Source organism: Kribbella sp. NBC_00359, assembly GCF_036097425.1.
In the GTDB taxonomy this organism is placed as follows: Bacteria; Actinomycetota; Actinomycetes; order Propionibacteriales; family Kribbellaceae; genus Kribbella.
This window is the reverse complement of record NZ_CP107975.1, coordinates 8152529-8175844: the sequence shown is the minus strand read 5'-3', so window position 1 is coordinate 8175844 and position 23316 is coordinate 8152529. Positions and strand designations below refer to the sequence as shown.

At 68.8% G+C, this 23316-nt stretch carries 22 protein-coding genes; 11 read left to right on the top strand and 11 right to left on the bottom strand.

Going from position 1 to position 23316, the window contains the following annotated elements:
• Positions 1–10 precede the first annotated feature (10 nt).
• The 4 genes from OG876_RS39660 to OG876_RS39645 all read left to right on the top strand — a co-directional run bounded on the left by OG876_RS39660 (position 11) and on the right by OG876_RS39645 (position 5162).
• Entirely contained in the window at positions 11–1462 is a 1452-nt protein-coding gene (locus OG876_RS39660) for a hypothetical protein (RefSeq protein WP_328521874.1), read from the top strand.
• The gene (locus OG876_RS39655; RefSeq protein ID WP_328521873.1) at positions 1455–2699 is read left to right on the top strand and encodes a M48 family metallopeptidase; all 1245 of its coding nucleotides are present in this window, start codon (positions 1455–1457) and stop codon (positions 2697–2699) included. The genes OG876_RS39660 and OG876_RS39655 overlap by 8 nt, the downstream gene beginning before the upstream one ends.
• Positions 2696–3814, top strand: a complete 1119-nt coding sequence (locus OG876_RS39650) for a glycosyltransferase family 4 protein (RefSeq protein ID WP_328521872.1) — start codon at positions 2696–2698, stop codon at positions 3812–3814. The genes OG876_RS39655 and OG876_RS39650 overlap by 4 nt, the downstream gene beginning before the upstream one ends.
• A gap of 196 nt (positions 3815–4010) precedes the next feature.
• Entirely contained in the window at positions 4011–5162 is a 1152-nt protein-coding gene (locus OG876_RS39645; protein ID WP_328521871.1) for an alanine--tRNA ligase-related protein, read from the top strand.
• Here OG876_RS39645 and OG876_RS39640 read toward each other — a convergent pair.
• The 3 genes from OG876_RS39640 to OG876_RS39630 are packed head-to-tail and all read right to left on the bottom strand — an operon-like array spanning position 5159 to position 7857.
• On the bottom strand, positions 5159–6133 hold the full coding sequence (locus tag OG876_RS39640) for an EamA family transporter (RefSeq protein WP_328521870.1): 975 nt from the start codon (positions 6131–6133) through the stop codon (positions 5159–5161). The genes OG876_RS39645 and OG876_RS39640 overlap by 4 nt on opposite strands.
• A 45-nt stretch (positions 6134–6178) precedes the next feature.
• Entirely contained in the window at positions 6179–6853 is a 675-nt protein-coding gene (locus OG876_RS39635; protein WP_328521869.1) for a hypothetical protein, read from the bottom strand.
• Positions 6854–6879: 26 nt separating this feature from the next.
• On the bottom strand, positions 6880–7857 hold the full coding sequence (locus OG876_RS39630; protein WP_328521868.1) for a DUF5937 family protein: 978 nt from the start codon (positions 7855–7857) through the stop codon (positions 6880–6882).
• A gap of 67 nt (positions 7858–7924) precedes the next feature.
• Here OG876_RS39630 and OG876_RS39625 point away from each other — a divergent pair, with 67 nt between their 5' ends.
• On the top strand, positions 7925–9151 hold the full coding sequence (locus tag OG876_RS39625) for an MFS transporter (protein WP_328521867.1): 1227 nt from the start codon (positions 7925–7927) through the stop codon (positions 9149–9151).
• Here OG876_RS39625 and OG876_RS39620 read toward each other — a convergent pair.
• The gene (locus tag OG876_RS39620) at positions 9100–10101 is read right to left on the bottom strand and encodes a LacI family DNA-binding transcriptional regulator (RefSeq protein ID WP_328521866.1); all 1002 of its coding nucleotides are present in this window, start codon (positions 10099–10101) and stop codon (positions 9100–9102) included. The genes OG876_RS39625 and OG876_RS39620 overlap by 52 nt on opposite strands.
• A 14-nt stretch (positions 10102–10115) precedes the next feature.
• Positions 10116–11837 (bottom strand): glycoside hydrolase family 36 protein, encoded by a 1722-nt coding sequence (locus OG876_RS39615; RefSeq protein ID WP_328521865.1) that lies wholly within the window; start codon positions 11835–11837, stop codon positions 10116–10118.
• A 102-nt stretch (positions 11838–11939) separates the two neighbouring features.
• On the opposite strand from OG876_RS39615, the gene OG876_RS39610 reads away from it, so the two are divergent.
• Genes OG876_RS39610 through OG876_RS39595 form a run of 4 tightly spaced genes read left to right on the top strand, consistent with a single transcriptional unit; the run spans position 11940 to position 16364 of the window.
• Positions 11940–13181: a hypothetical protein gene (locus OG876_RS39610; protein ID WP_328521864.1), complete on the top strand. Its 1242-nt coding sequence runs from the start codon at positions 11940–11942 to the stop codon at positions 13179–13181.
• Positions 13178–14437, top strand: a complete 1260-nt coding sequence (locus OG876_RS39605) for an extracellular solute-binding protein (RefSeq protein ID WP_328521863.1) — start codon at positions 13178–13180, stop codon at positions 14435–14437. The genes OG876_RS39610 and OG876_RS39605 overlap by 4 nt, the downstream gene beginning before the upstream one ends.
• An 8-nt stretch (positions 14438–14445) precedes the next feature.
• Complete coding sequence (locus OG876_RS39600; RefSeq protein ID WP_328521862.1) at positions 14446–15492, top strand: carbohydrate ABC transporter permease; 1047 nt, start codon at positions 14446–14448, stop codon at positions 15490–15492.
• Positions 15489–16364, top strand: a complete 876-nt coding sequence (locus OG876_RS39595) for a carbohydrate ABC transporter permease (protein WP_328521861.1) — start codon at positions 15489–15491, stop codon at positions 16362–16364. Before OG876_RS39600 ends, OG876_RS39595 begins: the two co-directional genes overlap by 4 nt.
• Here OG876_RS39595 and OG876_RS39590 read toward each other — a convergent pair whose 3' ends face one another.
• The 6 genes from OG876_RS39590 to OG876_RS39565 all read right to left on the bottom strand — a co-directional run bounded on the left by OG876_RS39590 (position 16365) and on the right by OG876_RS39565 (position 22291).
• A complete protein-coding gene (locus OG876_RS39590) occupies positions 16365–16997 on the bottom strand; it encodes a response regulator transcription factor (protein ID WP_328521860.1) in 633 nt (210 codons plus the stop codon).
• On the bottom strand, positions 16990–18219 hold the full coding sequence (locus tag OG876_RS39585; RefSeq protein WP_328521859.1) for a sensor histidine kinase: 1230 nt from the start codon (positions 18217–18219) through the stop codon (positions 16990–16992). The genes OG876_RS39590 and OG876_RS39585 overlap by 8 nt, the downstream gene beginning before the upstream one ends.
• A 12-nt stretch (positions 18220–18231) precedes the next feature.
• The gene (locus OG876_RS39580) at positions 18232–18996 is read right to left on the bottom strand and encodes an ABC transporter permease (protein WP_328521858.1); all 765 of its coding nucleotides are present in this window, start codon (positions 18994–18996) and stop codon (positions 18232–18234) included.
• Positions 18993–19928 carry an ABC transporter ATP-binding protein gene (locus OG876_RS39575; RefSeq protein ID WP_328521857.1) on the bottom strand — a complete coding sequence of 312 codons (936 nt, stop codon included), beginning with the start codon at positions 19926–19928 and terminating at the stop codon, positions 18993–18995. The genes OG876_RS39580 and OG876_RS39575 overlap by 4 nt, the downstream gene beginning before the upstream one ends.
• 102 nt (positions 19929–20030) lie before the next feature.
• The gene (locus OG876_RS39570) at positions 20031–20471 is read right to left on the bottom strand and encodes an STAS domain-containing protein (RefSeq protein WP_328521856.1); all 441 of its coding nucleotides are present in this window, start codon (positions 20469–20471) and stop codon (positions 20031–20033) included.
• A gap of 32 nt (positions 20472–20503) precedes the next feature.
• The gene (locus OG876_RS39565; RefSeq protein WP_328521855.1) at positions 20504–22291 is read right to left on the bottom strand and encodes an AMP-dependent synthetase/ligase; all 1788 of its coding nucleotides are present in this window, start codon (positions 22289–22291) and stop codon (positions 20504–20506) included.
• A gap of 106 nt (positions 22292–22397) precedes the next feature.
• Here OG876_RS39565 and OG876_RS39560 point away from each other — a divergent pair, with 106 nt between their 5' ends.
• Together OG876_RS39560 and OG876_RS39555 are read left to right on the top strand one after the other, a co-directional pair.
• Positions 22398–22868, top strand: coding sequence for a hypothetical protein (locus OG876_RS39560; protein WP_328521854.1), 471 nt, complete (start codon positions 22398–22400; stop codon positions 22866–22868).
• Between the two features lie 11 nt (positions 22869–22879).
• Complete coding sequence (locus OG876_RS39555; protein WP_328521853.1) at positions 22880–23311, top strand: SRPBCC family protein; 432 nt, start codon at positions 22880–22882, stop codon at positions 23309–23311.
• Positions 23312–23316 lie beyond the last annotated feature (5 nt).

Sequence of the window (23316 nt, the reverse complement as noted above, 5' to 3'; positions counted from 1 at the left end):
AGGGGCCGAGGTGATCGACGAACAGGGCGACACAGTGCCTCTCCCGGCGGTTCCTCCGGCCGGTGACCGTCCGGAGCGAAGTGATGACCAAGCGTCGGATGCGGGCAGCCCGGCGCTGCGGGGTCGCGGGATCCCGCCGTCGTTCGCCCCGATCGCGAAGAAGGTCGCCCTCGGCCTGGCCGTCTGCCTGGTCGCCGGAGCCGGGTACGCCGGACTCCGCCAGATCGCCGACGCGCCGGCCGACCCGAACGCCTCCGGCACGCACCCACCGCAGACCTCCACCACCCCGGACGAGGCCGCCGAAGGGGTACGGCGGGCCGTCGCGGGCGAGGCCGTCCTGCAGAAGATGACCGACGCGGTCGAGAACGACAACCGCACCGAGTTCCTGGACAGCATCGACCCGAAGGCCGCCGAGTTCCGGGCCAGCGCGCGGACGATCTTCGCCAATCTGAGCACGCTTCCGATCGGCACGTTCCAGTTACGGTACGTGAGCGACGACACCGGGGCGCTCACTCCGGACCGCCAGCGCCAGCTCGGCGGCAGTCAGGCCTGGCTGGCTCAGGTCGAGGTGTCCTGGCAGCTCGCCGGGTTCGACGCCAAGCCGGCCCGGGAGACCCTCCCGGTCACGTTCGTGACGCGTGACGGAGCGACGTACGCCGCCTCGTTCTCGGAGCGGTTCGTGGCCGGTCAGCGCCGGCCGATCTGGGCTCTCGGCCCGATCGATGTGGCCAAGGGCGACCACAGCCTGGTGATCAGTCTCGGCTCGGAGGCGGACGCGAAGAGTTACGTGTCCGTCGCGGACAAGGCGGTCGAGTCGGTCACCAAGGTGTGGGGCAAGGGCTGGCGGCAGAAGGTGATCGTCTATCTGCCGGCCAAGCAGGCGCAGATGGAATCCGTCCTCGGCGCCCAGCCCAACACCTATACCCAGATCGCCGCCGTCACGATGGCCGAGCTGGACACGCCCGAGGCCGGTGCGCCGGTGCGGATCGTGGCGAATCCGAAGCTGTTCGAGGAGCTCGGCAAACAGGGCCGCCGGATCGTGCTGACGCACGAGACCACCCACGTCGCCTCGACCGCGACGGCCTCGCCGGTGCCGTTGTGGCTGGCCGAGGGGTTCGCCGACTACGTCGCGTTCACCGCCGTACCCGTGCAGGACGAGTCGGCGGCGAAGGAGCTGTTCAAGGCGATCCGGGCCGGCAAGGTGCCGGCCACCCTCCCGGCGCCGGAGGCGTTCGCGGCGTCGGCGACCGAGCTGCCCCAGGCGTACGAGTCGGCCTGGCTCGCGTGCCGGCTCATCTCCGAGCGCGAGGGGCAGAGCAAGTTGGTGAAGTTCTACCGGGCGGTGCACGCGTCCAAGACCACGAGCGGTCTGGCCGACGCGTTCAAGTCGGTGCTGGGGATGACCGAGGCGGAGTTCGTCGCCGAGTGGCAGCAGTACCTCAAGAGGCTTGCCGGTGTCTGAGCCGGTCGCACGGTGGGCACCACGTGCGGCCGCGGGCGTCCTCGCAGTGGCGCTGATCTTGACGATCGTCGTCACCACGCCCTGGCACCTGATCGACCTGCCCAGACCTGACGCGAGCCTCGACTTCACCGCCGCGGAGATCGCCCGGCAGAACGCGTTCCGCCACGAGTTGTTGCCGTGGTCAACAACCTCGTGGGTGCTCGCGATCCTGGTCCCGCTCGCGATCGGCTTCAGCCCGCTCGGCCCTCGCCTGTACGACGCCATCCGCATCCGGCGCTGGTACGTCGCCGTACCGCTGCTCGTCCTCGGACTGGGACTGCTCACCAGCCTGATCACAGTCCCGACGGATGTGATGGCCGAGCGGGTCACCCGCAAGTACGGGCTGTCGGTGCAGGACTGGGGGTTGTGGACACGTGACCGCGCCGTCAGCTGGCTGCTGATGTCGCTCGGACTCGTGGTGATCGCCCTCGTCCTGATCGGCCTGGCCAAACGCTGGCGCAGCGCGTGGTGGTTGCCTGCGGCAATTGCTGCCGCGGTGCTGGTGCTCGGGGTGTCGTTCGCTTATCCGGTGCTGGTCGAGCCGCGGTTCAACCACTTCACGTCGATGCCGGCCGGAGCCTTGCGTGACGAGTTCATGCAGCTGGCGGCGCAGGACGGCGTTCCGGTCAAGGATGTGCTGGTCGCGGACGCGTCGAAGCGCACGACCGCTGTGAACGCCTACGTTTCCGGCTTCGGTTCGACCCGCCGGCTGGTCGTCTACGACACGCTGCTGAAGGACACGCCGCCCGCGCAGGTCCGGCTCGTGGTCGCGCACGAGCTCGGTCACGCCGCGGAGAACGACGTACTGCACGGCACGATCATCGGCGTGCTCGGCGCGGCCTTCGCGGTGACATTGCCGGGATTGTTGCTCGGGGCCCGGATGGCCGACCCGCGCCGGACCGCACTGCTGCTCGCGCTGATAGTTGCCGGTACGACGCTCGCCTCCCCGGTGCAGAACCTGGTCAGCCGCCGGATCGAGGCCCGCGCCGACTACCACTCGCTGCACCTGACGAACGACCCGAAGGACTTCGTCGCGATGCAGCACGACCTGGCCGTGACGAACATCTCCGGGCTGGACCCGAGCCGCTGGCGGTACTGGCTGTTCGCCACCCACCCGACCGCGCCGGAGCGGATCGCGATGGGCCGGGCCTGGGCGTCCGAGTACGGCACGCCCGTCCCGCCGCTGGTGCCGCGATGACCGTGCTCGTCGTCACCAATGACTTCCCACCGCGCCAAGGCGGGATCGAGACGTTCGTCCGGTCGTTGTGCGATGAGCTTCCCGAGCCTGTCGTCTACACGTCGCACGAGCCCGGCGATACGGCGTACGACGCGAGCCTTCCGTTCCCGGTGGTCCGGGACCGGACGACGATGTTGTTGCCGACGGCCCGGATCACGAAGCACGCCGTCCGGCTGCTGCGCGAGTACGAAGCGGACCGGGTGCTGTTCGGTGCGGCCGCGCCGCTCGGGCTGATGGGGCCGGCGCTGCGGCGGGCTGGCGCGAAGCGGATCGTCGCGTTGACGCACGGGCATGAGACCTGGTGGGCCGGCGTACCGGGTGCGCGGTGGGCGCTGCGGCGGATCGGTGATGCGGCGGACACGATGACGACGGTGTCGTCCTGGTGCGAGGCACAGATTGCGCCGGCGCTGTCGCCGGCCGCCGTACGACGGATGCGGCGGCTGACGCCCGGTGTCGACACGGATCGCTTCTTCCCGGGCTGCGGGGGAGAGCAGGTCCGCAAGGGGCTTGGTCTCGAGGGGGTGCCGGTGGTCGCGTGTGTGTCGCGGCTGATTCCGCGGAAGGGGCAGGACACGCTGATCCGCGCGTGGCCGCGGGTCCTGGCCGCCGTACCGTCGGCGATCCTGCTCCTGGTCGGCGGTGGTCCTGATCGCGAACGGCTCGAGGAGCTGGCGGCGGCGGTGGGGGTGCGGGCGTCGGTGGTGTTCACCGGGCCGGTGCCGTGGGCGGACATTCCGCCGTACGTCGATGCCGCGGATGTGTTCGCGATGCCGTGCCGGACCCGGCGGTTCGGCCTCGAGCCTGAGGCGCTCGGGATCGTCACGCTGGAGGCGTCCGCGACCGGGAAGCCCGTCGTGGTCGGCGACTCCGGCGGTGCCCCCGACACCGTCCGCCACGGGGAGACCGGCTACCTCGTCGACCCCTACAACCCCGCGCCCACCGGCGTACGCATCGCCGAGCTCCTCACCGACCCCGCCCGAGCCCAAGCCATGGGCGCCGCCGGCCGCGACTGGGTCCAACACGCCTGGACCTGGCCGCACACCGGCACCGAACTGAGGAAACTCCTGGACATCTAGGTCCGCGAATCGTGTACCCTGGCCGACATGCAGCAGATGGGCCGACTTATTGCAGCCGTACGAGCTTCGCGCTCTCCGGCTGCCGCTGCCTGACATCTTCCAACTCCACCGGCGACCGGAAACGGTTCGCCGGTTTGTTGTTTCTGAGGCCCGGTGGTCTGGTTTCCGGTCATGGGAAAAGACAAGGACCAGAACCATGACCACCAGCAGGACTTTCATCGACTTCTTCCTCGACCGCGGTCACATCCCGACGACGGGTTCCACGCTCATCCCGCGGCTCGGTGATCCGGTGCTCTTCACGACCTCGGGGATGCATCCACTGACGCCGTACCTGGAGGGGGAACCCCATCCCCTGGGGCGCAGACTCGTGGGCATCCAGCGATGCCTGCGCACGACCGATCTCGACGAGGTGGGGGATCCGACCCACCTGACCGTGTTCGAGATGCTGGGCTCGTGGTCGCTCGGGGACTACGGGAGCAGCCAGACGCTGCGCTGGGGCTACGAACTGCTGACCGGCGGCTTCGGCATCGACCCCGGCAAGCTGTACGTGACCGTGTTCGGCGGCGACGAACAGGTGCCGCTGGACGAGGAGTCACTCACGACCTGGCAGGAGCTGGGTGTGCCGATCGAGCGGACCACCGAGGACAACTGGTGGTCGAACGGTCCGACCGGTCCGTGCGGCCCGGACTCGGAGATGTTCGTCTGGACCGGTGACGGCGAGCCGGAGGGTACGCCGAGCACCGACAAGCGCTGGGTCGAGGTGTGGAACCACGTGATGATGCGCTACCGCCGGCTCGACGACGGCTCGCTCGAACCGCTGCAGCAGCAGAACATCGACACCGGCCTCGGCCTCGAGCGGCTCACCATGCTGCTGGAGGGCAAGGACTCGGTGTACGAGACGTCGTTGTTCGAGCCGTGGCTGCGGATCGTCCCGAAGCTGTGGCAGCTGGACGAGGAGTCGCAGCGGATCGTCATCGACCACCTGCGCTCGAGCATCGTGATCGTCGGGGACGGCGTGCACCCGTCGAACACCGGCCGTGGCTACGTGCTGCGCCGGCTGATCCGCCGGGTGCTGACGATCCTGTGGCGCGACGACGAGTCCCGGTCGCTGTCCGACCTGCCGCTGGAGCTGTTCGAGCACACGCTGAACCACTTCCACCAGGGCGAGACGGTCACGCTGGTCCGCCGGATCCTGATCGACGAGGGGATCCGGTTCAGCAACCTGCTCGATCGCGGCCGCAAGGTGCTCAGCCACGAGCGGTTCCACAAGTCCCTCGACGACACCGACTACGAGTACCTGCACGAGACCCACGGGTTGCCCCGCGAGCTCGTCGACTCGTTGCGCTAGATGCGGGCCGGATCCAGTACGTCGGTGCGGGGAACGTCGGAGTCCGGGATCTCCGGAGGCACGACCTTCCCGACCGACGACTGGGCCACGAAGGCCCCGACCAGGACGATCGCGCCGCCGATGATCTGGTTGGTGCTCAACGTCTCGCCGAGCAGGATCAGCGCGAAGATGCTCGCCGCCACCACCTCGACGTACGCGACTGCTCCGCCGACGGCGGCCGACAGCCGCTGGATCGCGGCCGCACCGGCCAGGTAGGCGACGACCGTGCTGACCACGATCAGCCAGCCGGCCAGCACCCAGCCGGGAGCGTGCCGGTGGCCGATCGCGATGGTGTCGACCAGCGTGTGCCACGGGATGCCCCAGGGCGCGGAGATCAGGGTCAGCAGCACGGCACCGACCACACTCCCGGCCGCGGTCATCACCAGCGGATCCGCGGCGCCCGTGAGCTTGTCGATCAGGATGAAGTACGTCGCCTGGCACGCGGCCGCACCGAGTCCGGCGAGCAGGCCGACCGCGTCGAGCTGCAGCCCGGACCAGATCTCGACCACCGTGGCGAGGCCGATCAGCGCGATGCCGACACCGAGTGCGGCCGACCGCGGTACGGCGACCTTCTGGCCGAACTTCAGCCACGCGACCACCAGCACCGGTCCGGAGAACTCCAGCATCAGCGCGACGCCTACCGGCAGCCGGCTGGCCGCGATGAAGAACAGGGTCTGGCACCCGGCGATCCCGGTCAGGCCGTACAGCACGAGGGACTTCCAGGACGATCGGGCCGCGCGGAGTCCCGCCGCACCGCGGAAGATCAGCACCAGCGGGAGAAGCAGGGCGGCGGCTCCGAGGATGCGTAACCAGGCCGCCTGCTCAGGCGTGAAGCCGGCGCCGATCAGGGCCTTGGCGAACGGCCCCGACCCGCCGAACGTGATCGCGGAGAACACCGCGAACCCCAACCCGACCGACTTCGTGCTGTACATGGGCATAACAGTCTCATGCCCATTACATCTCTGTCGAGACGGATCTCAGAGGACGTTCACCGCACGGGCCGCGATCACCGCGATGGTGAGCAGTGAGATCAGCGACTGGACACCCATCAGCGCCTTCGTCCGCGCGCTCAGCGGCATCGTGTCGGTCGGACTGAACGCGGTCGAGGCGGTGAACGCGACGAACAGGTAGTCGGTGAACCCGGGCAGCCAGTGTTCCCACCCGCGCTGGTCGACCGTCATCTGGGGGAACAGCAGGTCCGCTCGCTCGACCTTGCGCTCGTGTTCCGGCGCCCGCGCGAACGGGCCACCGCGGTCGACCTCCCAGTACCAGACCGCGAACGCGACGAAGTTCGTCACCCAGATCACCACAGCGCCCTTCACCAGCACCCTGCCGTTGGTCGCCTCGCCGGAGTTGAGGAAGGCGATCAGGCCGGCCAGGTACAGCGCGTTGACGGCGACCAGGATCGCGACCAGCACGAGTTCCACCCAGCGCAGCCACGGCTCGTCCCGGCGAAGGTGGAACGGGTTCGTCCACACCAGCGGCAGCAGGAGCAGCGCACCGATGATGGGCATGAGCCATCGCGGCAGCAGATTGATCTGCGTCGGCACGAGCAGTTGGAGGATCAGTACCGCGAACACCGCCAGCGAAGCCGGCCACCGCCGCGTATGACGACTACTGGGTCCGGCAGCGGGTTTCGGCTCCTTGTTCACTCCAGCATTCTGACCCCGAAACCTGGTCAACCGACGGAGGCGTCGATGACGGCTTGTCCGACCTCGGTACGGCGGTAGTGCACCTGATGTCCCGTACGACGCCGAGTGGCGAGACCCGCGTCGTACAGGGCGGAGAGGTGTTCGGCGACCGTGGCCAGGGCCAATCCGTATTGAGTGGAGAGTGCACTGGTGGTCGCCGGTGGGTCGAGTGCGACCAAGAGGGTTGCGCGGGTGCGGCCGAGGAGGCGAGCCAGTGGATCCGGGGGAGCGGGTGCGTCGGACCAGAGGCGGGCTGCACCGCGGGCTGGGTAGACCAGAGTGGGTTGGTAGCTTGGGTCGACGACGATGACGAGGTAGGGCCATGCGAAGACGCCGGGGGCGAGGAGCAGGCCCTGTCCGGTGAGATCACGGTCTTCCGAGCGGTACCGGGTGGCGATCAGGCGGTCGTCCTCCCAGGTGAGTGTCGGGTGCAGGTCGTCGAAGAGCGCGGCCAAGCCGCCGTCGGTGAGCTGCTGACCGCGGTACGCGATGTCGTCCTCGAGGACGCGGCTGATCAGCGGCCAGTCGGGCTGGATCAAGGTGATCCACGCGCTCTCGATCTCGTCCGCGAGTCGTTCCCGGGTGCCGGCCAGGTCCTGCAGCATCTGGTTGATCGCCGGTGCGGCGGGGTTGCTGAGCTCGTCGCGTGAGCGGATCAGCTCGGTCCGCACCCGGTCCAGCGGCGTACTGCGGACCCGGGCGATCTCGGTCGCGAACTTGGCCCGCGACGCCTTCGGGGGTGGAGTCAGGAAGTCCGGGGTGAACCCGACGCGGGGTTGTAGCGCCTTCAGGCCGCGAAGGTCGAGTCCGGCCGCGGCTTCGCGCTTCGTCTCCACCCAGCCCGCGTACAGCGGCTGATGCTTCGAGCCGTTCAGCACCCGCACCGCCGACATCGTCTCCCACAACGGCGAAGCACCGAACCGGCAGCGCAACGCGTCGCCCTGAGTGAAGCGCAGTACCGTCATCGCAACGAACTTTCGGTCACAACCAAAACTCTACGCCCGCGCCACCGCCGTCGTGCACGCTCGCGACGTGAGCGCGACTGTTGTGACCAACCCCGGCTACCGAGGCGTCCTGCGCGTTCCCGGCATGCCCGCCATCTACCTCGCCCACACGGTGTCGATGCTCGGGACGGTGGCCGCCCAGGTCGCGTTGTCGATTCTGGTGTTCGAGCGGACCGGGTCGCCGTTGCTGTCGGCCCTGGTGCTGGTGTGTTCGTTCCTGCCGTACGCGCTGGGTGGGATCCTGCTCTCGTCGATCGCGGACCGGTTCCCGGCACGGCGGGTGCTGGTCGGCTGTGATCTGCTCAGCGGGCTGTGGATCGGCGTCATGCTGATCCCCGGACTTCCGGTGGCGGCGCTGCTCGGGCTGCTGCTGGCGACCGGGATCGTCGCGCCGGTCTTCGCGGGCGCGCGGGCCGCGAGTCTCGCGCACCTGCTGCCCGGTGACCTGTTCCCGATCGGGAGGTCGTTGCTTCGGGCAATCAGTCAGGTGACGGTGCTGACCGGGTTCGCGCTGGGGGCGGTCGCGGTGGCGGCGATCGGGCCGACCTGGTTGCTCGCGCTCGACGTGGTGTCCTTCGTCGCGTCCGCCGTGCTGATCGGCGTGGGTACGCCGTACACCCCGGCCGGTGAGCGGCGGCGCAACATGGTCCGTGATTCCTGGACCGGGCTGCGCTACCTGTTCACCACCAAAAGGCTTCGGAGTCTGATCCTGCTGACCTGGGTGGCGCCGGCGTTCTCCTCGGTCCCCGACGGTCTGGCGGTCGCCTACACGGCGCAGGCCGGAACGATCGCGGCGGCCGCCGGTGCGCTCTTCACCGGTTACGCGACCGGCACAGTACTCGGCGAGTTCGTCGCCGCGCGGTTTCCCCCTTCCACGCGGCGACGGCTCGTCGTTCCACTCCTGCTGATGACGCAGCTCCCGGCGATCGCCTTCGTCGTCACCCCGTCCATTCCGGTCGCGGCCGTCCTGCTCGCGGTTTCCGGCGCCGGTTACGCGTTCAACCAGGGCGTCGATCCGTTGATCCTGCAGGCGGTCGATCCGGCGTACCGCGGGCGGCTCTTCACCGTCCAGACCAGCGGCCTGATGGCGATCCAAGGCGTCAGCATCGCGCTGGCCGGCGTCGTCGGCACCTTCCTCGCCCCGAACCTCACCATCGCCGCGGCCGGCATCCTCGGTACGGCGACCACCCTCCTGATCGCCCGTCAGGCACTCGAGCGGACGACCAGGGGAGCGGTGACCAGCCGGCCGGGCTGATCGACGTCGCCGCTGATCTCCCGGAGCGCGCGGTCGAACAGGCACGATGCGATGTCCCGCAACGGGATCCGCGCTGTTGTCAGCGGCGTGTCGAGCATGCTCGCGAAGGGGAAGTCGTTGAACCCGGTGACCGCGACATCCTCGCCGACCGCGATCCCGCGCCGCTGCAGCGCCCGCATAGCGACCACGGCGTACGCGTCGTTGTCCGCCACGAAGACATCCGGCTGATCGGCCTCCTCGACGTACGACGCGACTGCCTCGAGCGACCCGAACGATCGCACGATCGCTGACGGGAATTCCTGCAGGAATCCGGCCTGGCGCTGATGCACCCAGGGCAACGCACTGTCGGTCGCCAGGTAGACCGCGCGCGAGCGTCCGGTCGACCGCAGGTGCTGTGCGATCCCCGCCATCGAGGTCTCGTTGTCCACGTCGACCCAGCACTGCCGATGCTGCGGCCCGGTCCGCCCGAACGCGACGAACGGGAACCGCCGCTGGCTGAGGAACTCGATCCGCTCGTCCCGCGGCATCGTCTCCAGGACGACGATCGCGTCGACCTGCCGGGCGGCGATCAGCTTCTCGTACAGCGCGATCTCCGTCGCACCCTCGGTCGGCGTCGTGACGTGCACGCCGTACCCGGACACCGCTGCCGCCTTGACCAGGCCACCGAGCAGACCGTGCAGGAACCCACCCAGGCCCGGGTTCTGCTCGCTGAACGTGTCGTCCTCGAGGTAGAGCGGCAACCCGATCACCTGGCTGCGGCCGGACGACAACGCCCGGGCCGCGTGGTTCGGGGTGTAGCCGAGCTCCTCGATCGCGGCGCGCACGGTCCGGACGGTCGGCTCGGCCACCCGGTGCGGCGCGTTCAGTACGTTCGACACCGTCATCGCCGACACCCCGGCCAGCCGGGCCACATCCGCGACGGTCGTCCGCCGCGGCTTCTGTTGCGTCAATCCAGCCCCCTCTGTCAGACCCGTTCGATCCGGGCCACCCCGGCGACCGGTACGTCGATCGCCCACACCTCCGGCGGTGTCGTCCGCCCGCGATACACCTCCGTGCCCGAGCAGTCCGACACTACGAGGTCGACCGGCCCAGGTCCCGCATCTTCCACGATGATCCGGCTCGAGGCCCCGCCGTTCACCAGCACGATCGACCGATCGGTGTCCGTCAACCGCACCACCGGGTTGGTGAAAACGGCCACCACGGTGTCCGCACCGACAGCCCGGACCTGCGTATACCGAGCATCCGGCCGCGAAGGCACCAGTACGCCGTCCAGCAACACGTCGGCGTGATCACTCAGGAAGCCGAGCCAATGCCGGACCACGCGCTCGTGCTCGGGCGACATCGCATCGAGCTCCATCGACACCTGCGGCGTACTGAACATCGCACCGATGAACTGCTGCGCGACGTTCTCCGCGGACGCCGACGGGTGCCACATCAGCATGTCCGAGTGCACCGCGCGATCGCCGGCCAGCAAGCGGCTGTCGATCGTGCGCACCCGGTTCTCCACCGGGTCCATCGCACAGTCCCCGGCGCGCAGGAATGTGCCGAACTGCCACAGCCGCGGGTTCACGTAGTCCTGCCGGAACTCGATCAGCACGTCCGGCCGCAACTTCCGCAACTCGGTGGTGATCGCCTGCAGCAGCAACTCGACACCCTCGTCGACCGACGTGCAATCGGCATCCGGCGCCGGCGGCGGGGAAGACCACGCCCAGGAGTCGATGAAGTCGATCTTGAGCCCGTCGACACCCCAGTCCCGCACCGGCCGGATGCAGCTCTCCAGGAGGTGCTCGCGCACCTCGGGGTAGCGCGGATCCAGCACCGCTGTGACCTCACCGTCCGCGAAGCCGAGGATGCGATCCTTCAACCGATCCCAGGCTTTCGAGTGCACGCCGATCAGCGGCGGCGCGATCCAGAGCACGTAACGCAATCCGAGCTCGTGCACCCGACGTACGTGCGAGGCCATGTCGGGGAACGTCCGGCTGGTCGGCTCCCAGTCACCGCAGTACGCGTACCCGCGGGCGGTGTCGTCGGTCTGCCAGCCGTCGTCGACGATCACGGCGGCACAGCCGTACGACGCTCCCGCGCGGGCGTGCCGTTCGACGGACTCGGCCGAGACGTGCTGGTGGTCGCTGTACCAGGTGGAGTACATCGCCGCCCGTGCCACCGAGGGCACGGGCGCGATGCGGTCGCCGAGCTCGCCGGTCCACTCCGCAGTCACGCCCCGAAGCGCCTCGGCGAAATGCAGCTCACGAAGGTCGATCCGCAGGGTGAAGCGCCGGGCTTCGACGTCGTCCACGGTGAGCTCGATCAACTGCTCGGCGGTCTCCTCGTTCACACCGACGGCGAAGTCGCAGCCGCGGACACTTGCCGACAAGGAGATTGTCGACAAGCTGCGGTCCTGCGCGTCGACGAGGGCCGCGACCGGCGCGGAGCGGACCGACCGGACATCGCGGTGCGAACCCCAGTCGATCGGCAGCTCGCGACGCGAGCCCTGCGTGGCGCGCCACAGTGTCACCGCGGTCTCGGCCGGCCAGGTCCACCGCAGCGTCACCGGGCCGTCGGCGGCCACGTCGTACCGCAGCACACCCGGCTCGTCGGCCGGCCGCTCGGTCACCGTGGCGGCGCCGTCGATCGTGCCGGTGCGGTGTGTGCGGCCGTCGGGCGAGCGGATCTCGAAAGTCGTCACGTTGGGGACTATAGCGGTAAAACCAGATCGCCAGAAGGTATTGACCGAATTGGTCCAGGTCTCTAGTTTTAGCGCTAATATCGGATTCATCGAGGAGTACCCGTGCTGGCTGTGAGCTCCGACAACCCGCTCGTCGAGGACGCCTTCGCCTGGGCCCGGAAGCGGGCGCTGGACTGGGTCCGGACGGACGCCGAGCCCGGCAACCTGCCGTCGTACTGGGCCGGGTATCCGTCCCGGCCGATGTTCTACTCGCGCGACGTCTGCCACCAGGCGACCGGTGCGCATCTGCTCGGGCTGGACGCGGAGAACTTCGCGATGTTCCGGCACTTCGCGCGTTCGGCGACGCCGGCCCGGAAGTGGTTCCCGATCTGGGCATTCCACTTCGACGGGCGGATCGCCGCGCTCGACTACCACCACGACGAGCACTTCGTCCGGGAGATCCCCGCGGTGTTCGACCTCAGCTTCCGGGCGCTGGAACAGTACGACTGGACCGGCGACCGCCGATGGCTCGACGACCCCGACCTGGCGGCGTACTACCGGCACAGCGTCGGCGAGTTCGTCGAGGCCCACGACGCCGACGGCGACGGCGTCCCCGAGGCAGGCGGGACCGGCGACATCTTCCTCGGCACCGCCACCTACAACGAGCGGGAGGCGCCGCTCATCGTCGCGGGCGACGGCATGGCACTCCAGTACGCCGTACTCCGCAAGCTCGGCCGGGACGCCGAGGCGGAGCGCATCCAGGCGACGTACCTGAACGACTGGTGGAACGGCGACCAGTTCGCCCGGGGGCGGACCAAGGACGGGTTGGACTACGGATGGGGCCTGGAGTCGCACGACCTCGTCCCGCTGTTCGGGCTCAGCGGCACCGGGGAACGCAACGAGCGGCTCCTCGACTACATCGAAGCCCGGATGGAGTCTCACCCGCCGCTGAACATCGAGTCGTTCAGCTACCTCCCGGCCGTGTTCTTCAAGCACGGTCGCGACGAGTCCGCCTGGCGCTGGACGAAGCACCTCATCGACAGCCGGGACGACTACCCGGAGATCTCCTTCACCGTCGTCGAGCATCTCGTCGCCGGACTGCTCGGGCTGCGGCCGGACGCGGCGTCGGCGGCGTTGACCATCGAATCCCATCTGCCGGCCGCGATCGGCCGGCTGACCGCCGACCACGTCCGGGTCGGCGACTGGGATCTCCGGATCAGTCAGGAAGGCCGGCACACGACCGAAGTCACCGTGCACAGCGGACCGGGGCCGCTGACGGTGACGGTCGGCCCAGGAAGCACCAACCGCATCCTCGAACCCGGTCGGACCGCCCGGGTCAGCACCCAGCCGAAGGACCCCTCATGAAGCAATCCAACCGCCTCATCCCTGTGGTCGCCGCCGTCCTCCTGGCGGCAGGCTGCGCCACCGGCAACCAGCCCGCCGGCAACGGCGCCGGCAATACCTCCGGGGACTCCGCCACCATCAGCTTCTCCTTCTGGGGCACGAACTCCGAGGCCGCGTCGCTCAAGGCGATCGCCGCGGCCTTCGAGAAGGCCAACCCCGGCACGAAGGTGACCACGAACTGGATCCAGGCCGACTACGAGCAGAAGCTGCAGACGTCGATCGCGGCCGGCACCCAGTCGACCGTTATGGAGATCAGCAACACCAGCCTGGCCGGGTTCGCGCCGAGCTTCGCCGAGCAGACCGTTGACCCCGGCAAATACGTGCAGCCGAACATCTCGTCCGCGCTGCAGTTCCAGGGCAAGTACTACGCGATGCCGTTCGCCGCGAAGCCCAAGGTGATGGCGGTCAACACCGACGCGTTCAAGGCCGCGGGCGTACCGTTGCCGAGTGCAACGACTCCGTTGACGCTGGACGAGTTCAAGACGATCGCCGCGAAGCTGTCCCACGGCGACGGCAAGGCCCGCGTCTACGGCTCCAGCAATCTTTGGTACCGCGGCTGGCTGACGGCCGCCGGTGGTGGCTACTACAACGCCGACGGGACCGAATGCACGTTCGGCGACCAGACCGGCGTGCGGACCGCGCAGTACGTCGTCGACCTGCAGAAGGACCGCTCCGCGCCGACCTCGGTGGACATCCAGGGGCAGGACCAGGCGCAGTGGTTCGCGGCCGGACGGCTGGCCACCTTCAGCGACTTCGGTCCCTGGACGGTCGCCGATTTCGCCAAGATCAGCAAGCCGAACTGGACCCTGGTCCCGGTGCCCGGCAAGGGATTCCCGATGGAGGTGGACGGGCTCGGGATCGCGAAGAACGCGTCCGGCAAGCAGCTCGAGACCGCGAAGAAGTTCGTCGAGTTCGCCAGCACGCAGCAGGTCGCTCAGGACCAGCTGATCCAGGGCAACACGGCGCTCGGCGTACCGATCATCGCGGCTTCGACGCCGACGCTGGAGAAGGTGCTGCCGGCCGATCGCAACCTGGCCGCGTTCACCACCGCGCTGAAGAGCGGCATCGTCGGCCCGTCGGTCGCCAAGGAGGCGCAGATCTCCGGTGACGCGGAGAAGGGCATGACGAGCTACACCCCGCTCGGCACCGGCAAGGACGACGTCGCCAAGATCCTGCCGCAGCTGGCCGCCAAGTGCACCCAGTCGCTCAAGCAGTGAGGTAGCCCGTGAACCCGACCATTGGCTGGATCCGGGGACTCGCCGAATCCTGGGGCGTCCCCACCGCACTCGTGCCGCTGGTCCCGTTCCTGCTCCTGCTGATCGTCCTGTACGCCGTCATCGGACTGGCGGCGTACGGGGCGCGGCGGAAGTGGCCGCGGGCCGACAAGACGATCGCGTTCTGGCTGTTCGTCTCGCCGTGGCTGATCGGCTTCTGCCTCTTCACGGTCGGGCCGATGGTGTCCTCGCTCTACGTCAGCCTGACCTCGTGGGACCTGATCACGCCGCCGAAGTTCGTCGGTCTGGCCAACTACACCGAGGCGTTCCAGGACCCGCGGGTCGGGCAGGCGCTCAAGGTGACCCTGCTGTACGCCGTGATCAGCGTGCCGCTGCAGGCCGTCCTGGCGTTCCTGGTGGCCCTGCTGCTGAACACCGAGCTGCCCGGGATGCGGTTCTTCCGGACCGTCTGGTACCTGCCGAGCCTGGTGTCCGGCGTGGCCCAGATGGTGCTGTTCCTGTGGGTGTTCAATCCGCAGTACGGCCTGGCGAACGACGTACTCGGCAAGGTCGGGATCGACGGGCCCGGGTGGTTCAACGATCCGTCGTGGGCGCTGCCGACCGTCATCCTGATGAGCCTGTGGACGGTCGGCGGGGCGATGGTGATCTACCTGGCCGGGCTGAAGGACGTGCCGACGAACCTCTACGAGGCGGCGGCGCTGGACGGCGCCGGCCCGGTCCGGATCTTCTGGCACGTGACGCTGCCGCAGCTGTCGCCGATCATCCTCTTCAACGCGCTGACCGGGATCATCGGCGCGTTGCAGATCTTCACCCAGGGCTTCGTCGCGAACGGCGGACCGAAGGACTCGCTGCTGTTCTTCGTCTACTACCTGTACGACAACGCCTTCCAGAACTTCCGGATGGGCTACGCGTCGGCGCTGGCCTGGATCCTGTTCGTCGTCATCCTCGCGCTCACCCTGGTGACGGCCCGAGGCAGCGCGTTCGCCGTGTACTACGAGTCCGATCTGTCCGGTCGCCGCAAGAGGAGGACCCGATGACGGCCCTGGCCGAAGCACGTCCCGCGGTGGCGTTCCGCACCGACCGTCCGTTCTGGCGCCGGAACGTGTCCCTCACCGTCTCCCTGTACGTCGTCCTCGCCCTCGGATCGCTGGTGTTCGTCTATCCGTTCCTGTGGATGCTTGCGACGTCGCTGCGGTCACTGGCCGGAGTGGGCGGTTCCGGGGCCAGCGTGTGGCCGCGCGAGTTCCTGTGGGACAACTACACCCGGGCGATCACGTCGTTCCCGTTCTGGCGCTACGCGCTGAACTCGGTGCTGACGACGTTCATCCCGATCGTCGGGACCGTGTTCTCGTGCTCGCTGGCCGCGTTCGCGCGGCTGCGGGTGCGGTTCTCCGGGGTGGTGTTCGCCGTCGTGCTGGCGACGATGCTGCTGCCGGGGGAGGTGACGATGGTGCCGCAGTTCATGCTGTTCAACAACCTCGGCATGATCGACACGCTCTACCCGCTGATCCTGCCGGCGTTCTTCGGGTCGCCGTTCTACATCTTCTTGTTCCGGCAGTTCTTCGCCCGGATGCCGTCCGAGTTGGCCGACGCCGCGGTGGTCGACGGGTGCGGCTGGTTCCGGACCTTCCTGCTGGTCTACCTGCCGCTGGCTCGGCCGGCTGTGGTCGCGGTGTCGATCCTGTTGTTCATGGGCTACTGGAACAACTTCCTCGGCCCGGCCATCTACATCAACTCCGACCAGTGGAAGACCCTCCCGCTCGCCCTGGCCGGCTTCCAGTCCGTCAACGGCACCGACACACCATTGCTGATGGCAACCTCTGTGCTGATCACCCTGCCCTGCCTGGTGGTCTTCTTCGTCGCCCAAAAACACATCACGAACGGAATAACGTTCACCGGTGGCCGCTGATCAGTCCTGGCCGAGGATGCCGAGTTCGTAGCCTTTGGCCACCGCTGCCGCGCGGTCGGTCACGCCGAGCTTGGTGAAGAGGTGACTGAGGTGGGTCTTCACCGTCGCCTCGCTGATGAAGAGCTCGCGGGCGATCTCGCGATTGGAGGTGCCTTTGGCAACCAGTGCGAGGACCTGGCGTTCACGGGCGGCCAACGGGGTCGCGGCCGGCGTACGGACGGCGGAGACCAGCCGGGAGGCGACAGCAGGGGAGAGCACCGTGCGTCCTGCCGCAGCTTCGCGGACCCCGGTAAACAACTCGTCCTGTGGCGCGTCTTTCAGCAGGTGGCCGGTCGCGCCCGCCTCGATCGCGGGCAGCGTGTCGGTGTCGGTGTCCCACGTGGTGAGGACCAGGACCTTAGCCCGGGCGCCGCGGCGGGTCAGCTCGGTGATGGCGTCCAGTCCGCCGCCCCCGGGCATGCGCAAGTCCATCAGGATCACGTCCGGGTCGAGCTCGGCGGCCAGTGCCACCGCCTCCACACCGTTGGACGCTTCGGCGAGCACGGTGAAGCCGGGCTCCGCCTCGAACATGCCGCGCAGACCGTTCCGGACCACTGGGTGGTCGTCGACGAGGAGGAGCGAGATCTCAGCCATGGAGCACCAACGGTACGCGAGCCGACACCGCCGTACCTGAGCCCGGCTCGGACTCCACGGTGAGCGAGCCGGCGATGCGCTCGGCGCGGGCACGCATGCCGTCCAGGCCGAAGCCGCCGGTACCGGTGCGGGTGGGCAGCGTCATCGGTTCGAATCCTTTCCCGTCGTCGCGGACGTCCAAGGTGACCTCGTCGTCCATGTAGCTGAGTGTGACCCCGACGCGAGTAGCGGCCGCGTGCTTGGCCACGTTCGCCAACGCCTCCTGCGTGATCCGCAGGAGCGTCGCCGACACCTCTCCGTGCAGATGTTGCGCCGGACCCGTGAGAGTGAACTCCGCGCGTACGCCGGTCCGCTCCGCCCACTGGTCGACCGTCTTGCGCATCGCCTCGGGGAGTCCGTCGTACGACAGGCCGACCGGGGCGAGGTTCTGCACCGAGCGGCGGGCCTCGCCCAGGCTGTGCCGGGCCAGGTCGGTGGCCCGGTTCACGTGCTCTCGCGCGGCCGCCGGGTCGCCGGTCTTCGCGACGACCTGAAGCTGGGCGATGATGCCGGTCAGTCCCTGGGCGATGGTGTCGTGGATCTCGGCGGCCAGCCGCCGGCGTTCGTCGGCGATGCCCGCTTCCCTGGCCTGGATGAGGAGCTGGGCCTGCAGAGCGGCGTTCTCCTCGTGGGCCTGCTGGAGCTCGGCGATGGTGGCCGCCCGGGACCGTTCCTCCTCCTGGTCGGCGAAGTGCCGGACGACGGTCAGCAGGACGTTGTTGGCCAGCAGCAGGCCGGCGAACACGATCCACTTCGTCGAGTCCTGGACCGGGATGCCGCTGGTCTGGGCGCCCGCCACCGGGATGGAACAGCCGAAGAGGGCGATCCGCTTCCAGCGCTGTGCGGGGATCAGTTCGTCGGTGTCGAAGTACCCGGCGACGGCATAGAACGCGAAGAACGGATTCAGCAGCGTCAGGGCGAAGCCGATCGCCCAGCGGGCGGTGTAGTACGTCGCCGAGATCCAGTTCGGTCCTGGGCGGGTGCGGGAGATCCAGCTCCACCCCAACTGGAACACGAGCGCAGCGACGACCAGCCCCGCGGCCGCGATCCGGATCGCCGCGGTCGGCATGATCAGCCCGGCCGTGGCGGCCGACAGGAGCGTGGCGACGCCGAGCAGTCCGTACGGCATCCCCTTGAGGTAGAGATCCCGCCGGCGGTCGAGGTCCGTGTCCGCAGTCGTCACCTGCTCAGTCTCCTACTCCCACCGGAACCAGCGGGTAGCCGCGGCCGACAGAAGGACAGCCCACGCGGCGAGGACCCCGAGGTGGGACCAGGCCGGCCAGTGGCCGATTGACGCCTGGTCGAGGGCGCGGGCCGCGGCGCCGAACGGAGTGAGTACGACGATGTGGCCAAGGAGATGCGGCATCGCTCGCACCGGCAGCCACATACCCGCGCAGAACAAGCTCGGGAAGAACACCGCGGTGCCGATCGCTGTCGCGATCCGCGCCGTCCGGGCCAGCGCTGATACCAAGGCTCCAAGGGCCAAGGCAGCGGCGGCCGTGAGCAGCAGCGCGAGCGCGTAGCCGAACGCCTGCTGCGGCAGCCGTACGTCGAACGCGAGCCGGCCGATCGCCATGCAGGCCAGCGCCGACACGAGGGCCGCTGCGCCGTTCAGACCCATCTGGGCCGACAACAGCGCGGACGGGCGGACCGGAGTCGCCGACATCCGGCGCAGGATGCCGCGCTCGCGATAGCCGGTGATGACGGGTGGCATCGCCTGCAGGCCGGTCACGATCAGCGCGACGAGGACGAGGATGGGGACGTACACGTCGATCAGCCGGAGGCCGCCGAGGCCTGGGTCGGCCTTCCGGAACGACGGGATGCTGCCCAGGATCACCAGCAGCAGCGGCGGGAAACCCAGGATCCAGAAGAGATTGCCGGGCTCGCGCCGGAAGAGCCGGGACTCCGCCCGGAGAACGGCCCGGCCGGGATTGGTACGCGTCGGTGCTGTCGTGCTCATGAGGTCGCTCCGGTGAGGTCGAGGAAGGCGTCGTCGAGGGTGGCGTCAGTGACGCGGAGCTGGTGGGCTGTGATGCGGTGCCGGGCGAGGAGCGAGAGCACCGCGGTGACGGTGTCATCGGATCCGGCCAGCGTGATCCGGCCCTCCTTGTGCTCGACCGACGCGAGCGCCGGCAGCGCGGCCAGCTCCTCGTCGTCGAGCGCGGCCGACGGGGTGAACGAGATGATGGTGGATCCCGCCGTACGGCTGATCAGTCCGCGCGGGGTGTCGAGCGCGGTGATCCGGCCCTTGTCGATCAGGGCGATCCGGTCACACAGCCGCTGCGCCTCCTCCATGAAGTGCGTGACCAGGAGGACGGTGACGCCCCGCGCGCGGACGTCCTCGACGACCTCCCAGGTGTCGCGGCGGGCGCGCGGGTCGAGCCCGGTCGTCAGTTCGTCGAGGACGACCACGCGGGGGTTGCCGATCAGGGCGAGGGCGATGAACAGGCGCTGCTTCTGGCCGCCGCTGAGGACACCGAACCGGGTGTTCAGCTGGGCGACGAGCCCGAGACGTTCGGCGAGCGGGCGCCAGTCGGCCGGGTTCGGGTACAGGGCGGCGTACAGCTCGAGCGCCTCGCGGACGGTGAGCTTGGCCTGCAGCTCGCTCTCCTGGAGCTGGGCGCCGAGGACCTGGGTGACAGCCGCGTGATCGGCGATCGGGTCGAGACCGGCGACCCGGACCCGGCCGCCGTCGGGGACGCGCAGTCCCTCGACGCACTCGACCGTGGTGGTCTTGCCGGCGCCGTTCGGGCCGAGGATCCCGAAGATCTCGCCCTCCTCGACGGCGAACGACACACCGTCGACGACACTCCGGCCGCCATAGGACTTCCGCAGCTCACTGACTTCGACAACAGGCCCTCGGGCCGTCGTCCGCACACTCTCCAAGGTCATACGACGACTCTCGCGGAGAGCCCACCCCGCCCGAATCGCCCATCAGGCTCGACCGCTCATCACCCGATCGGCTGATCTCGCAGTACGACGTCCTCGCGGTACTTAGGTCAGTGGGGCTGGGCGGTGCGCGGGCAGCGCGTCCGCGAGCGTCGGGTAGTGGTCGAGCGGCCGGTTGATTCCGGCGGCCCGGATCAGGTCGGCCAGCCACTGCCCGGCTCCGGACGCGCGCAGCCAGCCGCCGTGCTGGACGGCCAGATCGTGGGCGTCGACGAGGACGTGGAGGCCGGCTGCCTCCATCGCCGTGACGCGCCGCAGGTCGACGACGAGCTTGGACAGCTTGGTGGTGATCACATGCCCGAGCTCGGTCCGGAACGCGGGCGCGGTGGCGACGTCGACCTGACCGGCGACGCGGACGACCGCACACTCTCCGACCGCGCTCCAGCTGAAGACGAAGGGGCCGCTGATGTCAGTAGGTGGAGCTATGGATCCGACCACCCGTGGTGCCGTGCCACGACGATGGCCTGCATCGTGTCGAGACTTCATGTGGTCCCCGGTACCCGCCGGCAAACCCCCGCCTACTTGGCGTACAGGGCCTCGACGTCGGCCTCGTGGTTCTTCATCACGATGTGGCGGCGGAGCGAGAGCTTCAGCGACAGCTCGCCGGACTCCTGGGTCCAGTCGGTGGGGAGGATGGAGAACTTCTTGATCTGCTCGGCGTGGGAGACCGAGCCGTTGGCCTCGGTGACGGCCTTCTGGATCTCGGCGATCAGATCCGCGTCGTCGGTCAGCGAGGCGACGTCGGTGGGCTTGCCGCGCTCGGTGGCCCAGGGGACCACGTTCTCCGGGTCGATCGTGATCAGCGCGGCGATGAACGGCTTGCCGTCGCCGACCACCATGCACTGGCTGACCAGCGGGTGCAGGCGGATCTGGTCCTCGAGCACGGCCGGCGCGACGTTCTTGCCGCCGGCGGTGACCAGGATCTCCTTCTTCCGGCCGGTGATCTTGATGAACCCGTCGACGTCGAACTCGCCCAGGTCGCCGGTGTGGAACCAGCCGTCCGCGTCGATCGCGGCCGCCGTGGCCTCGTCGTTCTTCCAGTAGCCCTGCATCACCTGGCCGCCCTTGAACAGCAGCTCGCCGTCCTCCGCGACGGCGACCGTCACACCAGGAAGCGGCCGGCCCACGGTGCCCACGCGGATGTCGTCGGGCAGGTTCACCGACACCGCGGCGGTGGTCTCGGTCAGGCCGTAGCCCTCCAGCACCGGTACGCCGATGCCGCGGAAGAAGTGGCCGAGCCGGTCACCGAGTGGCGCGCCGCCGGAGACGGCGTACTCGACGTTGCCGCCGAGCACAGTGCGGAGCTTGGAGTAGACGAGCCGGTCGAACAGCGCGTGCTTGGCCTTCAGCACGAACGACGCGCCGCCCTTGTCCAGCGCCTGCGAGTACGCGATCGCGGTGTCCGCGGCGGCGTCGAAGATCTTGCCCTTGCCGTCGGCGTGTGCCTTCTGGCTGGCGGAGTTGAACACCTTCTCGAACACCCGCGGGACGCTCAGGATGAAGGTCGGCTGGAACGCGCCGAGATCGGCGACCAGGTTCTTCACGTCCGAGCTATGGCCGACCTTGACCCGCATCATCACGCAGCCGACCTGGATGATCCGGGCGAACACGTGCGCCAGCGGCAGGAACAGCAGCGTGCTTGCTCCATTCACGTCGAACAGGTCGTCCAGCACCTTCACCGCCTGGCCGAGCTCGGCGAGGAAGTTCGAGTGGCTGATCTTGCAGCCCTTCGGGCGTCCCGTCGTACCGGAGGTGTAGATGAGCGTCGCGAGATCGTCGGCCGTGACCGCGGTCCGGCGCTTGTCGAACTCGGCGTCGGAGATCTCCTGCCCGAGGACGGTCAGCTCCTCGACCGCGCCCGCCTCGATCTGCCAGATCTCTTGCAGGGACGGCGCCTCGGCGCGGGCGGACTCGACCACCGCGCCGTGGGCGGCGTTCTCGGCGATCGCCACGACCGCCTCGGAGTCGGTCAGGATCCACTGGATCTGCGACGCCGACGAGGTCTCGTAGATCGGCACCGTGACCGCGCCGATGCTCCAGATCGCGTAGTCGATCAGGGTCCACTCGTACCGGGTGGCGCTGAGCAGGGCGACCCGCTCGCCGTGCTTCACGCCGGCCGCGATCAGGCCCTTGGCGACGCCGGTCACCTGCCGGGCGAACTCGGCCGCGGACACGTCCAGCCAGCCGCCTTCGGCCCGCCGGCTGAAGATCGCGGTGTCGGGATGAGAGGACGCGTTCGCCCACACGGGGTCGCTCAGGCTCCCGGTGAGTGGCTCGGTCACAGCAGGAACGGTGTACTCACGCATCCGCGTCTCCTCAGTCGGTCACGAAATTGTCGACGTCCGGCGCACGGTACAGTCACCTACCCACAAGTAGCCAGGTTTATGTGACCCACGGAACTAGGTTCTCTCCATGTCCACCATCGACATCAGTTGCGACGACTTGGTCGTTGCCGATCCAGCCTACGTCGCCGAGCGGCTCGGTTCGGACACCCTCTGGCGCGAGTGGTGGCCGGACCTCACCCTGACCCCGTCCGAGCGGCGCGGCCCGGAGGGCGTCCGCTGGGCCGTCACCGGCGCCGCCATCGGTACGGCGGAGTGGTGGCTCGAGCCGGTTCGCGACGGGGTCGTCGTGCACTGGTACCTGCGCGTCGATCCGGCGAAACCGGTCCGCGGTCAGGCGCTCGCCAGGCTCAAGGAGCGGTACGTCGCGGCGTACCGGGAGCACCTGTGGCGGTTCAAGGACGAGGCCGAGACGGGCCGCGCCGCGGGCGAGCGCCGTCCCGGATCCGATCCCGCGATAGTCTCCGGGGAGGACACCGAGACCGGCGGTCCCAGCACGACTCGTCCCGACAGTTCACGCACCACCAGCCCTGGCAGTTAAGAGGTGTATCAATGGCGGAACAGACCACCTCGACCATCGTGGTGAACGCGACTCCCAAAGACATCATGGCGGTGATCGCGGACTTCGCGGCGTACCCGGAATGGGCCGACTCGATGCGGGAGACCGAGGTGCTGTCCACCGACGAGGCGGGCCGGCCGAAGCAGGTCAGGTTCAAGGTCGACGCCGGCGCCATCTCGGACGAGTACACGCTGGACTATGTCTGGTCCCGCAACGAGGTGACCTGGACGCTGGTGCGGGCCAAGATGGTGAAGGGGATGGACGGCGCGTATGTGTTGCGCGACCTGGGCGCGGAGGGGACCGAGGTGACGTACCGGCTGGCTGTCGACGTGGCGATCCCGATGATCGGCATGCTGAAGCGCAAGGCCGAGAAGGTCATCATCGACACGGCCCTCAAGGGCCTCAAGAAGCGCGTCGAGTCCTGATCCAG